We start from the raw sequence: 12,734 nt of genomic DNA, 5'->3' as shown, positions 1-12,734 counted from the left end.
GAAGCTAAGTCAGCCAACTAATCAACTTTGTATTCGAAAATACAGAAGGTCTATCCCATGAAAAATACCATTAAGCTACTGGCTATCGCATGTGTTTTACTTACTCCAATGCTTGTCGCCGCTGCCGAACATAATCACAGTCACAATCATTTTAACCCTGAATTAGAGCAACTTGGCGACGACATTATTGGTCTAACCGTGTGTTACAAAAATGGGCATCTATCAGATGAGAATCAAGAGCCTGCGTTTATGAACCTTATCAACCACGCCAATGTAGAAGGTGAGGAGTTGGGGATGTACTACATGGATAAGTTGGGCCCTAAAGCTGAGCAAATCATGAGTGATGACGACGCTCGTCGCTTATGGACTCAAGATTATTGTGCTGATTTAACTGATACCTATTTGGACTCACACAAGTTAGCTCAAAGAGCAAATGAACACAAAGGTTATTCCCACGGACACGATCATGGTCATCACCATAATCATGACCACCATGGACATGGCGATTTAACGCCGGAGGTACTTGAGCAAGATATTGAGAGAGGGCGTTTACTCAGTATCAATTAAGCCCAATAAGATAAGTTCATCTAACCTATTGTTAAATATTCACTATTTGATAGTGTGTCTAGGTGCACATTAAGGATGTGTTTCATATTTAGCGATGAAAATAGTAGGAGTTGCGATGAGTATTATAGTGAGACGGTCTGAACCGTCAGATGCAAAGGGAATAAAAGAAGTTTACGAATGCACTAATGCTTATACCGGTACGCTGCAACTCCCAAATCCATCTCTGGAAAGCTGGCAAAAACGAATCTCTAATATGCCTGACAACGTGTACTCGTATGTCGCGATGATCGACGATGAGATTGTTGGCAACTTGGGAATGGAAGTGTGCGTGAATCCAAGAAGACGACATGTGGCTTCATTTGGTATGGGTGTTAAAGACGATGTGCTAGGCAAAGGTGTGGGTAGTCAGCTGCTCGCGACCGCGATCGACTTGTGTGATAACTGGATTAACATCAAGCGAATGGAGTTAACGGTATACACCGATAATGAAAGAGCGATCAGCCTGTATAAGAAGTTCGGTTTCGTGATTGAAGGAGAGTCCGCAGGGTTCGCTTTCAGAAATGGCGAATATGTGGCGGCTTATCATATGGCTCGACTGGTATAGCATTTAGCTACGATTAACACACAGCTACGATTAACACAGTTAGAATTAACTGACAGATAATAAAACGCCACGTTATTTAAACGTGGCGTTTGCTATTTTGGTGCGCTGGTGCTTTAAAGAGCTACAGCCATAACCTTAGTTCAGTCGTAAACTTAGTTAAGCCGTTAGTGGCTCAAGGTTCGCAGGACGGTAGTGTACAGATTTTAGTACTTTACCTTGGCGAACTGTCTTGCCTTCCGATACGAAATCTTCCGCACACTTAGCGATGATGTATTCGCCTTTTTGAACCGCCATCAGCTTGATGTTCTGCTCAGCATAGAAAGCTTCTGTTTCAGCATATTCAGTTTCGTTGCGACATACTTTGCTCATGTTGCTTGAGTGTACTTCGTCCCAGCAAGGTAAGAAGTCAATTGAACGGTTTTTGGCAACGTTCAACAGTAAGTCGATTAAGTAGCTGATCGCTAGGTTGTCTTCTACTTTGGATTGGCCAAGGTGAACCAAACGTCCCATCAAAACATAAACGCTGTCTACAATAGCGTCCGCTTGTTCGATTTTAGAGTCAGCTTCTGCAAGTTCTGTTAGCTCTTCGATCGCTAGAGAGGTATGTAGCGTATCGCCTTTTTCGTCCATTGTTTCAGGAGCAGCAACCGGCAGATCAAAAGTACTGCGGAACTCTTCAATGTCGCGGTAAAGGTGATCGTAGATTTCTTGGTTTAGTTGAGAAAGGTTCATATTCCTATCCATTTTGTTTCGTTAATGGACCATTTTAACAAAGGTAGGAATGGGGTGCTAACGCAAAGTGGAAGAACGCGACTTTTATTCATTGGACCAATGAGGTATTTTGCATACAAACTAATTGATTATTATGTTTTTTTACACTTTACTCTTCTTAATATACGAAATATTAATGTTGTCATTAATGTCAGCAGTAGTGGAATCCCATTTATGAACCAAGCCAGTGAAAGCGAAATTGTTATACGCCGCTTGTATCAAATCACCAATGATTATCGAAAGGGCTTCGATATTCAGATCGCTCAGCTGCTTATTATGGGGCTTGAACGCTTCAACCTTGATATTGGTATCTTATCGAAAGTCGATGGCAATACTTATGTTGTTGAACATTGTGTTACGCCTGAAGGGGTAGAACTCAATAGCGGTGACACTTTTGATTATCGTTCAACCTATTGCGAAATTACCTGTAAATCGATTGGTCCTATCTGCATTGAGCATTGTGGTAAACACGATAAGTATGCGAAGCACCCTGCTTACCAGTCTTTTGGCTTGGAGTCTTATATTGGGGTTCCCATTTTCGTTAATGATGAGCTTTATGGCACCTTAAACTTTTCAAGTCCAGCGCCCTATCATCGTGAGTTTAAAGAGTTCGATGTCGACGTGATGAGACTAATGGCATCATGGATCGAAGTGGAGCTGGTTAGAAGGCAGCAAGAACGAAAACTCAAAGAGTTGAATGAGAAATTGGAGTATCAAGCTCTGTATGATCCTCTGACACACTTGCCAAATAGACGTTGCTTGTTTAAAACGTTGAATGCGGAAGTCGAGCAGTTAAAAGGCTCTTTAGGAAAGGGAACCTTGGCGGTTGTCGACATCGACTTCTTTAAACAGGTTAACGACATTTACGGTCACCAAATGGGCGATGTTGTATTAAAGAAAGTGGCGAGCGTGCTGAGCAATAACACTCAAGAAGGTGAGTTTGTGGCGCGCTTTGGTGGCGAGGAGTTCATTCTTTGGTACCCAAATAAAACACCAAGTTGTGTTGAAGATAAGTTCATGACTCTTTTGCAAGAGATGAAGAAAATCACACTGGATAGAAAGCCTGTCACTATATCAATCGGTGCGTGTCATTTTGAGTTGAGTACCGGGGATACCAAAGGGGAAAGGATGTCGGCGTTAGATAAGCTCATCAAAGTTGCCGATGAATGCCTGTATATTGCGAAACAAAATGGACGAGATCAGTTCATTTCTCGTCCATATCATCAAGAACGCTCAGGAATATGAGCCATTTTGTTAGCGATTAACTGAACGATTAGCTGAACAGATAAGGGAACAGTTGACGACGTTCTTCCGGAGTTAAGGATTCAACTCTCGCGATGTTGGTATCAGGAATCGCTTCAGGGTTAGGGTAGTGCTTCAACACTTTTTCCATACTCGCTTCACGAATCAAATGGTAAACCGGGTACGGAGAACGGTTCGTTAGGTTTTCATCGTCTTCTGGATCCGCACCACCAAAACAATAGTCTGGGTGGAAGGTTGCTACTTGGTAAACGCCTTCCCAATCTTCTTGCTTGATCAACGCTTCAATCCAATCAATGAACATGTTGTAGTCGAAGAAATCTTGCAGCATGTTAGGTACAACAACCAAAGTCGTCTCTAATTCCGCGACTGGCGTGTTATCTAACTCTACGAAATGCGTCATGATGTCTTGCAACAACGCTTCTTCCGTATTTGCTTCACTCACAAAGATCTTAATCTGTTTATTACGTTGTGGCTTGGCTGCGAATGGACACAGGTTTAGGCCAATAACGACATCGTCTAACCACTGTTTTACTTGGTCGTGGATGGTTTGAAGATCTGTGCTTTGAGTGTTCGACATAACAGGTTCCGAAATGAAATTTTGCGTAGGATATCAGAACGGACGTCAATCAAAAGCAATAATTGAGTTACAACCTTAGTCGTACTTATGCTTGTGCAAGTTTAGACGCCGATACTTGTAGCTGTTTCAACTGGTAGACCCAAGCAAATATCGCGACATAGAAGATTGAACCGCCCGCAATCACGCCATTCCAACCGAACAGCTGCCAACAATATAAGAGTAAGAAACCACCTAAGCTCCCGCCAATGTAGTAGTGAACTAAGTAAAGTGCCGTTGCTGTCGCTTTGGCGCTCGGTGCTTTTTGACTTACCCAAGAGTAGGCAAGGGTATGGGCGAAGAACGCGCCGCCACTAATCAATAACAAGCCTGCTAGCATGAACGGGACTTTGTCGACGGCAGAAATTAGCATTCCGATTAAGCTAATACACACGCCCATCAATATACCGTTTAACGGGTCAAAGCGAAGTGTCCATTTGTTGGAGAGCTTAGAGCTTACCGTACCGGCCAAGTAACATAGGAATATCAGTGAAGCTAAACCAACAGGCACTGAGTGAGGTTCGGATACCAACCTAAAGCCCATTACTGAATACAGGTTAACGAATAGCGCGAAGTTAGCGCCACCAATCAACATCGCGAGCCACAAGGCACGGTTTCTTAAGTGCATCACAACCGAGCGGTTATGATGAAAGAACAACCCTTTTTGAGGTTTGAAGTTTTGTTGGTCAGGCAGACTATACGCAATATAGAGAGCGCCGATTAAGGAGCCGACCACGAAAAACAAAACCGTTGCGTGCCAGTCAAAATAATCCGTAATCAAGCCACCCAATACACGTCCGAAAATTCCACCCAATGAGTTGGCTGCAATATAACCGCCGATCGCGACTGCGAATGCTTTGGGTGATAACTCTTCGACCATATAGGCAACCGCCACGCCCGCAAAAGCAGCGACTGCGATTCCCATGAATGCTCTGGCAACAACAAGTTGCAGTAGAGTGGTTGTGAACACCATGCTCAATCCAATCAAAGGAATAGCGAACAGACTGAACAGAATAATGGGTTTTCGACCGAAGGTTTCAGAAGCGATTGCCCAAGGTACCAAGCTAATCGAAAGGCCGAGTGTTGTAGCAGCAAATAACCAGTTGATCTGAGTTTCAGATACTTGGAAGTGCTCCGCCATGTGCGGCAAGATAGGCTGAAAGAGGTAAAGGTTACAGAAAATGATAAATGAACCAATCGCCAATGATTGAGTGATACGTTTGTATTGAGGACTGCCTTTATCAAACATTTACGTTGTGCCTGCGCGAGTTAGTAAGCTATTTGTGAACAAGTTATCAGTACAGGTGTGATTAAAGAAATATATTAAAAATATCACCTCTATATATTAAATATATCGCCATGCTTGAATCAAAACCACTTCGACATTTTCTGGCTGTTGCTCAGTTTTGTAACTTCACCCAGGCGGCCAAAGCGCTGCATATCGCACAGCCTGCATTGAGTATCTCCATTAAAAAACTAGAACAGACACTAGAGTTGATTCTATTTCGTCGAGGCGAGAAATCCGTCACTTTAACGGAGGAGGGCAAAGTACTGTTTGAGCATGCAAAGCGAATCGCCCAGCAGTTTGATGATGCTCAGCTCGCGATGAATGAACTAAAGGGGCTAGAAAAAGGCGAGGTTCGATTAGGCGCACCAAGCATGATGGGGAGTTACTTTTTCCCGCAAGTTGTGATGGCATTCAAAAGCCAATACCCAAATCTAAAGTTGACCTTGATTGATGCTGGCACCGCTTCTATTCGTGAAATGTTGTTAAACGGCGAACTCGATATTGGCGTAATCAACCATGAGAATGTCCCTGATGATCTTGAAACTGACCACCTGTTAAGCTCAGAAATGTTAGCTGTCGTTGGCAAAGATCACCCACTGGCAACGCAACCATCCATCACCTTTGAAGAATTTTTTGCTCAAGAGCTGATCATGTTCAAATCAGGCTACTTCCACCGTGATTTTATTGATGCGACTTGTAAGAAGTACAACCTCGATATGACCATCGCCTTCGAAACCAATTTATTACCGATGATTCTTTCTATCGTCAAGCGAGAGTTTGCCATTACTGCGCTGCTTAGCTTGGTGACAGAATACGAGGAAGATGTCGTAGGCGTGCCATTTAAAGACCCTGTAAAACTGAATCTATCGTTGGCCTGGAGAAAGGAAGGGTATTTGTCGAAAGCTGACAGAACCTTTATTGATTTCGTTAAGCGGTATGTGTGATTTAGAATGTCATAGACAAAACAAAGCCCGAACATCCTAGGTTGGACATTCGGGCTTTGTTTGTAGAAATATAAGTCTCTTAAATCACGTTAAGTGTTCTTTGAGTTATACATCTTATCGAAGTTCTTCTGATTCCAACCGACCATCACTTGATCGCCGATCTTAAGCACGGGGATAGAACGAGCACCCATCGCTTGCAATTCTTTACGACCACGCTGCATCTTTGCATTCGTTAGGCGGTAAACAATTTTCTTAGAGTCTAAATACCTTTGGGCATCTTTACAGTGCGGGCATTTGTCTGCGACGTACAATACAACACGTTTCATTTTTTCATTCTCTTGGTGAATCTCGCTAAAGTGTAACGAATCCTAGGTGATTAGAAAAGTGTGATCAGTTACACTATGCGGCTCAATTTTCAAGACCACAACGTATTGTCGTGGTGTAACTTGTACGGTCTTTCAGCATGCATCCTTCTTTACGCTATATTCAAGGCTATCCTAAGCACATTCTTGATCCTGTTACTCAACTTGTAGAGTCGGGTAAATTGGTGCCTTGGTTTGAAGCTCGCTACCCAAAGAATCATGAAATAAAAAGCGAGAAAGCCCTGTTTGACTATGCGATTGAGATAAAAAATCGCTACATGAAAAAAACACCACCGATCAGCAAAGTGATTTACGACGGCAAGATACACCTAATCAATAATGCGTTAGGTCTGCATTCTTACGTTGCTAAGAATCACGGTGGAAAGATCAAATCAAAGAATGAAATTCGTATCGCCAGTGTTTTTAAAAATGCACCAGAACCTTTGCTAAGAATGCTGGTGGTACACGAACTGGCGCATATCAAAGAGAAAGAGCACGACAAAGCCTTTTACCAACTATGCTGTCACATGGAACCGGAATATCATCAACTTGAGTTGGATGCCCGTTTATTCATGATGTATTTAGATTTAAAGAAGTAGCCCAATGAGCCAATCACAAAATAGAACGACGCTAAGCCTGTCGAAAAACAGCACTTCATCAGCAAAAACAAAAGGCAACCAAGCTGATGTTAAGCCAAGTACAGCTAAGCCAAGCAGCGACAAGCGTATTTCTACAAAGAACACATCTGATAAAAGCCGCAAGAATAGTGCACCTAAAGGCGCGGGCAATAACAAAGCAAAGCGACCTTTTGCAAAAGATAGCAGAGGTAAACCGGGTGCCAATAAAGGATCATCGAATAAGGGTTCTTTCAATAAAACGGCTTTTAACAAGAACGCAGCTCAGAAAAGACGCTCGGCTGAAAAACCTCAAGGTGGATTACACCCAAGAAACCAGCACACTGGCCGCTATAACTTCGAGTTACTAGTTGCAGCCTTGCCTGAGCTAAGAGAGCATCTGATCAAGAATCCGGTTGGCGAAGACACCATTAATTTCTCTGATCCATTGGCTGTTAAGCTACTCAACAAAGCTTTGTTGGCGCATCACTATGGCGTTAAACATTGGGATATTCCTGCTGGTTACTTGTGCCCGCCAATTCCTGGTCGTGCAGACTACATTCACAGAGTGGCCGACATCCTTAATAGCGATGGCCAAGGTGAACCCTATAACCACGCGTCTGTGAAAGCATTAGATATTGGTGTCGGTGCAAACTGTATCTACCCAATCATTGGTGCGACAGAGTATAAGTGGCGTTGTACAGGGACAGATGTTGATTCAGTCTCCATCAAAACAGCGAACTTCATAGCGGAAAGCAACCCTAATCTAAAAGGTAAGATCCGCGCTCGCCTACAAGCTGACTCTGAATCTATCTTTAAGGGCGTGATTAAGGATAATGAACGTTACGATGTCACTATTTGTAACCCGCCATTCCACAGCTCTCTTGAAGAGGCTGAAAAGGGGTCACAACGTAAACTGGATAATCTAGCGGCGAACCGTGCTAAGAAAGCCGGTCAGTCATTCAAGCCTGAAACGAACAAGAAGCCAGTTAAGTTAGATAAATCAACTAAGCAAGCTAAACCAACCTTAAACTTTGGTGGTCAAAAAGCCGAGCTTTGGTGCCCAGGTGGTGAAGCCGCTTTCATTATGAAGATGGCAAGAGAGAGTCAACTTTTTGCTACTCAAGTTTTGTGGTTTACGACATTGATTTCTAAGAAAGACAACGTCGATATGGTTCGTTCAGAACTGGGCAAGCTGCGAGCGAAACAAGTAAAAGTCGTCGAGATGTCACAAGGCCAGAAGGTAAGTCGCTTTATCGCATGGACCTTTATGGACGATGAGCAAAGACAAGAGTGGATCGCGCTAAAATAGCGGCTGCACTTAGTTAACATATTAAGCTGAAATACGGACGGGCTTGTTGTTAACGCAACAAGCCCGTTTTTTTTGTGTTTTGCATATAATCTAAGCAGAAAGCAACTCATCTAACTTACTCTGATATTTCTGCTCTAGAGCTTTGTTACCTGCTTTGTTTTCGAGATCGACCAAGATTTTAAGCGATGGAATTTGATAGCCATAACGCTGGTGGAATTTGAATAAACGGATTCGAGCGTCATTGTAATCGGCGTCACTCACTTCAATTTTTGATAACTGTAGTATCGATTTTACGCGGTTTGGATCGTGGTCAATCGCTCTGCTGAAGTAGTACTTCGCTTGGTCGGTATTGCCAGCCTTAAATGCGCAAAACGCGGCGTTTTCATAACTTGCAGACACCAAGTAGTAGTAGGGTTGGTCGATGGCGCGATTGAAGTAATTATCGGCTTGTTCGTATTCGCCCTGTTTACACAAGAAGGTACCGTAGTTGTTCAATACATTGCCATTTCTTGAATCAAGACTGAGTGCTTTGCGGTAAGTGCTTCTCGCTTCATCTACTTCACCCACTTGTTCGTAGTAATGCGCCATTGAAAGCCGAGCACGGTAGTAGCTAGGTGCGTGTTTAATCGCGAGCTCAAGGTTTTCACGCGCTCTCACCATATTGCCTTGTCCCATATAGCCCAAACCTAATTCGATTCGAGATTCAGACATCGCGATAGGATCACTTTCAATCTTTGGCGGTCCTTCAGTGACAGAGACACAACCGGCCAAGGAAAGCGAGGCAAGTAGTACCACACTTGATAACGAAAGAGGGCGGGACAACGAAATCGGATTTGAAAATGATGGCTTGGCAGGCATGTGAAGCTCCTTATGAACACCAACCCATCATATGAAATCAAACCCATTGAAGTCGTAAATCTATCATGGAATGCGACCCACACACCATAAAAAAACCGCGTCCAATTCGTCGTTTTATCAACAACATACTGAACACGGTTTATGTGTTTGCGAATCGGGAGAAAGAACTTAATCGTCTTTGGTAAAGTTGTCTTCGCTGAAATGATCCAGATCGTAAGGCGTTTGTTGGTAAACGCAGTAGTTTAGCCAGTTTGAGAACAACAAGTGTCCGTGGCTGCGCCAGCTTGCAACCGGTTTGTTGTCTGGATTGTTATTCGGGTAGTAGTTGATTGGTATCACAGGCTCCATGCCTTCACCCAAATCACGAATGTACTCATTGTGAAGTGTGTGAGAGTCGTACTCAGGGTGACCCGTTACAAACACGTTTCGTTTATCTTTGGTCGCCGCTAGGTATACGCCCGCAACATCAGAAGTCGCAAGAACATCAAGGTCAGTATGTTCCGCTAAGTACTCTTGAGAGAAGTCCGCATAGCGAGAGTGCGGAGCTAAGAATGTATCGTCGAAGCCACGTAAAATAGGGTGGTATGGGTTATGTATCTCGTGGTTATAAACACCAGACAGCTTCTCTTTACGAGTGCGTTTTGGCAAATCATAGAGTAATTTCAAACCAGCCTGAGCCGCCCAACACACGTATAGAGTTGAAGTAACGTGCTTGTTTGCCCATTCCATGATGGTTTTCAGATGGTCCCAGTAGATCACATCTTCAAATTGAACCAAGCCAAGCGGCGCACCAGTGATGATCAATCCATCAAAGTTTCTTTCTTTGACCATTTCAAATTGGCGGTAGAAGTTATCAAGGTGTTCAGTCGGTGTGTTTTTACTTGGTCGATCATCAATGCGCAGCAGCTCTACGTCCACTTGTAAAGGGCTGTTTGATAGTAGGCGTAAGAATTGAGTTTCGGTTTCAATCTTCTTCGGCATTAGGTTGAGGATCAAGACTCGAAGTGGACGAATTTCCTGTGTCGATGCTCTTGATAACGGCATAACGAAGATGTTTTCTTCACGAAGAACATCGGATGCTGGCAATTGGTCTGGAATGCGAATAGGCACAGCTTTCTCCCTAAGCTAGATATGTAGACGTCTATACATCTAAATCTATAGTAATTTGATACGCTTGTCGATATGCAAAATGGATAGATGTAAATTATTTGTGTTTTCTATCAGAAGCAATCCACGCGCTTCGAGGGGAGTCTCATTGTATTCAGTGATTGTCTGAGTCGTGTGTAAGTACTTGGTTTTCGTATGCTGAGCAGAGGCAGTTATCAGAGCAACTCGTTACTATTTACGATAAACTCATGTTTTCAAATTAGCCTGTACAGTGACAGATGAAGTTAATACTCATTCGAGGGTTGCCCGGTTCTGGCAAATCAACAAAAGCAAAAACCTACGATGCATTGCATGTCGAAGCCGATATGTATTATGTGAATGAGCAAGGTGAGTACCATTTTGATCCTAGGCAGCTGCAACAAGCTCATGAGTGGTGTCAAAACACAGCTGAAAACGGCTTAAAGCAAAGGCTTGATGTGGTTGTTTCAAATACCTTTATTAAGCATTGGGAAATGAGAGCCTACCGCCAACTTGCACGCAAATATAAAGCAGAATTAATTATCGAAGTCTGCCGAGAGCAATATGGCACTATTCACGACATTGAACCTTCAGTAATTAAGCGTATGGCGAAAGACTGGCAAGAATAGCCTCGTGCTTATCCAGCTTGGCTGAATGGCAAATAGAATTAAATTAATAGAATAACTCCAAGGTAAAGATTGAAATGGCAAAGCGCTCAGTTGTGGTCGACATGACTTCTTATGGTATCTATTCCACGTGGGATTCCAAATCTAAAGACCTTCCAAAAATCCAAGAGTTCACCACCACCGTTGATGCTGAAATCGACGTGGAATTTGGCTATATCTTGAATATCAAAAAAGCCAAAGGCGAAAAGATCCGCTACTGCATCTATCACCCGAATATCACCACAGACAAGGGCGAAGTGCTCGAACCGTTCGATGGTGAAGAGCATGTCGGTAACAACGACTGGGATTTTTACTTAGGTGACACCGTCTGGGCGCCTATCTCAAACAAGCTAGGCAAGTGGCGCATGACCGTGGAGTTAAAAGGCAACATCATTGCCGATAAGACATTCGACCTTGTTGCAAAAGACGAAGGCCAATTCTGGAAGCGTAGAGGGTTTTAGATTCGACCTTCTATGTTCACCTAAATAGCAAAAAGCCGAGCATCGTGTTGATGTCTCGGCTTTTTTCATTGTGCTAGATAGAAGTGACTACCCAACTAATGGATTCGATTATTGCGTTACGTAAGCCACAACAAACTCAGTGATTGCGACCATGTCTTTCACTGCAATGTACTCTTCAGTGGTGTGAACTTTCGCCATACCAGTAGAAAGGTTAACTGTTGTCAGGCCTTTTGCGTTGAAGTTGTTTGCATCGCTACCGCCGCCAGTGCGTTTAGTGTTCGCTGTGACGCCAAGCTTCTCAAACGCCGATTTGATAGAAAGAATGTGCGGATGATCGTCTGCAATAACGAATGCATCGTAAGCACGAGTTGATTCGATTTCTACTTCAGCGCCGAACTGCTTAGCACTTTCTTGGAATGTAGAGATCATATGTTCAACTTGAGCCGTTAGCTTTTCGCCGTTTAGAGAACGTGCTTCAGCCACGACTTTAAGCTCTGGCATTACGATGTTAGTTGCTTGACCACCTTCAACAATACCAACGTTTGCTGTCGTTTCTTCATCGATACGAAGTAGGTTCGTCTTAGTGATAGCGTCTGCAGCAACTTGAATTGCGCTGATGCCTTCTTCTGGTGCTAAACCAGCGTGAGCAGGGCGACCTTTGATTTTAGCAACAATCTTCTGCTGGCCAGGCGCTGCGTTTACGATAGTGCCAATTGGACCGCCTGTATCAAGTACGATTGCGTGCTCAGATTGAATGTAAGACATATCGAAGTTCAAAGAGCCGAACAGACCGCCTTCTTCGAATACAGTAAATGCAATCTCGATAGTTTTGTGCTCTTGTCCTTCAGCTTTAATGCAACGAACCGCTTCAATGATAGCTGCGATACCAGACTTGTCGTCACCACCTAGAATTGTGTTGCCTTTTGAACGGATGATACCGTCTTCGATGATTGGCTCAATGCCGATGCCTGGCGTTACTGTGTCCATGTGGCAGCTGAACACTGTGCTACCTGGAAGAGTGCCATCTAGACGAGCGTAGATGTTGAAACCATTAGACACTTCTTCAGGAACCGCCAGTTTGTGAACTTCAAAACCTAGTTCACCGAGTTGCTCAGCCAAAGCTTCAGCAATCGCTTTTTCGTTACGAGATTCACTATCAATTTTCACTAGATCGCAGAAATGTTCTACAAGACGTTGTTCATTAATTTGGGTCATTGTTAATTCTCATTATGCTTCCGCTTGTTCAAAAAGAAGCCGCGGAGGTAGGAACAGGAAAATCACTATAAC

The 12,734-nt window shown here is 43.5% G+C and carries 15 protein-coding genes; 8 read left to right on the top strand and 7 right to left on the bottom strand.

Features of this window, described 5'->3' with window-relative positions; all coding sequences use genetic code 11:
* The first annotated feature begins 57 nt into the window (after positions 1-57).
* Together AB4558_RS05835 and AB4558_RS05830 are read left to right on the top strand one after the other, a co-directional pair.
* Positions 58-567, top strand: a complete 510-nt coding sequence (locus tag AB4558_RS05835) for a hypothetical protein (RefSeq protein ID WP_372074052.1) — start codon at positions 58-60, stop codon at positions 565-567.
* A 115-nt stretch (positions 568-682) separates the two neighbouring features.
* Positions 683-1,171, top strand: coding sequence for a GNAT family N-acetyltransferase (locus tag AB4558_RS05830; protein WP_017068284.1), 489 nt, complete (start codon positions 683-685; stop codon positions 1,169-1,171).
* A 156-nt stretch (positions 1,172-1,327) separates the two neighbouring features.
* On the opposite strand, the gene AB4558_RS05825 is transcribed toward AB4558_RS05830, so the two are convergent.
* On the bottom strand, positions 1,328-1,903 hold the full coding sequence (locus AB4558_RS05825; RefSeq protein ID WP_008217561.1) for a nucleoside triphosphate pyrophosphohydrolase family protein: 576 nt from the start codon (positions 1,901-1,903) through the stop codon (positions 1,328-1,330).
* Between the two features lie 213 nt (positions 1,904-2,116).
* Between AB4558_RS05825 and AB4558_RS05820 the strand changes: the two genes are divergently transcribed.
* The gene (locus AB4558_RS05820) at positions 2,117-3,187 is read left to right on the top strand and encodes a diguanylate cyclase domain-containing protein (protein WP_372074054.1); all 1,071 of its coding nucleotides are present in this window, start codon (positions 2,117-2,119) and stop codon (positions 3,185-3,187) included.
* 28 nt (positions 3,188-3,215) lie between these two features.
* On the opposite strand, the gene AB4558_RS05815 is transcribed toward AB4558_RS05820, so the two are convergent.
* Together AB4558_RS05815 and AB4558_RS05810 are read right to left on the bottom strand one after the other, a co-directional pair.
* Positions 3,216-3,782, bottom strand: a complete 567-nt coding sequence (locus tag AB4558_RS05815; RefSeq protein ID WP_017065531.1) for a DUF1415 domain-containing protein — start codon at positions 3,780-3,782, stop codon at positions 3,216-3,218.
* 85 nt (positions 3,783-3,867) lie between these two features.
* Complete coding sequence (locus tag AB4558_RS05810) at positions 3,868-5,067, bottom strand: MFS transporter (RefSeq protein ID WP_372074056.1); 1,200 nt, start codon at positions 5,065-5,067, stop codon at positions 3,868-3,870.
* Between the two features lie 110 nt (positions 5,068-5,177).
* On the opposite strand from AB4558_RS05810, the gene AB4558_RS05805 reads away from it, so the two are divergent.
* Positions 5,178-6,050: a LysR family transcriptional regulator gene (locus tag AB4558_RS05805; RefSeq protein WP_372074058.1), complete on the top strand. Its 873-nt coding sequence runs from the start codon at positions 5,178-5,180 to the stop codon at positions 6,048-6,050.
* A gap of 89 nt (positions 6,051-6,139) precedes the next feature.
* On the opposite strand, the gene AB4558_RS05800 is transcribed toward AB4558_RS05805, so the two are convergent.
* A complete protein-coding gene (locus tag AB4558_RS05800) occupies positions 6,140-6,376 on the bottom strand; it encodes a glutaredoxin family protein (protein WP_016786183.1) in 237 nt (78 codons plus the stop codon).
* A gap of 137 nt (positions 6,377-6,513) precedes the next feature.
* Between AB4558_RS05800 and AB4558_RS05795 the strand changes: the two genes are divergently transcribed.
* Both AB4558_RS05795 and rlmF read left to right on the top strand, forming a co-directional pair.
* Positions 6,514-7,011: a YgjP-like metallopeptidase domain-containing protein gene (locus tag AB4558_RS05795; RefSeq protein ID WP_004734935.1), complete on the top strand. Its 498-nt coding sequence runs from the start codon at positions 6,514-6,516 to the stop codon at positions 7,009-7,011.
* A 4-nt stretch (positions 7,012-7,015) separates the two neighbouring features.
* Complete coding sequence (gene rlmF / locus AB4558_RS05790; protein ID WP_372158321.1) at positions 7,016-8,338, top strand: 23S rRNA (adenine(1618)-N(6))-methyltransferase RlmF; 1,323 nt, start codon at positions 7,016-7,018, stop codon at positions 8,336-8,338.
* Between the two features lie 90 nt (positions 8,339-8,428).
* On the opposite strand, the gene pilW is transcribed toward rlmF, so the two are convergent.
* Both pilW and metA read right to left on the bottom strand, forming a co-directional pair.
* Positions 8,429-9,196: a type IV pilus biogenesis/stability protein PilW gene (gene pilW / locus AB4558_RS05785; RefSeq protein WP_017065536.1), complete on the bottom strand. Its 768-nt coding sequence runs from the start codon at positions 9,194-9,196 to the stop codon at positions 8,429-8,431.
* A gap of 168 nt (positions 9,197-9,364) precedes the next feature.
* On the bottom strand, positions 9,365-10,306 hold the full coding sequence (gene metA / locus AB4558_RS05780; protein WP_017066439.1) for a homoserine O-succinyltransferase: 942 nt from the start codon (positions 10,304-10,306) through the stop codon (positions 9,365-9,367).
* A 275-nt stretch (positions 10,307-10,581) separates the two neighbouring features.
* On the opposite strand from metA, the gene AB4558_RS05775 reads away from it, so the two are divergent.
* The gene (locus AB4558_RS05775; RefSeq protein WP_372158318.1) at positions 10,582-10,950 is read left to right on the top strand and encodes an ATP-binding protein; all 369 of its coding nucleotides are present in this window, start codon (positions 10,582-10,584) and stop codon (positions 10,948-10,950) included.
* 74 nt (positions 10,951-11,024) lie between these two features.
* Positions 11,025-11,447, top strand: a complete 423-nt coding sequence (locus AB4558_RS05770; RefSeq protein WP_017068290.1) for a DUF3859 domain-containing protein — start codon at positions 11,025-11,027, stop codon at positions 11,445-11,447.
* Between the two features lie 108 nt (positions 11,448-11,555).
* On the opposite strand, the gene AB4558_RS05765 is transcribed toward AB4558_RS05770, so the two are convergent.
* A complete protein-coding gene (locus tag AB4558_RS05765) occupies positions 11,556-12,662 on the bottom strand; it encodes a M20/M25/M40 family metallo-hydrolase (protein ID WP_372158314.1) in 1,107 nt (368 codons plus the stop codon).
* Positions 12,663-12,734 lie beyond the last annotated feature (72 nt).

This window comes from Vibrio sp. 10N.222.51.C5 (genome assembly GCF_041474575.1).
In the GTDB taxonomy this organism is placed as follows: Bacteria; Pseudomonadota; Gammaproteobacteria; order Enterobacterales; family Vibrionaceae; genus Vibrio; species Vibrio crassostreae_C.
Note: the sequence above shows the minus strand (reverse complement) of the source record. Positions and strands in the feature narration are given on the sequence as shown.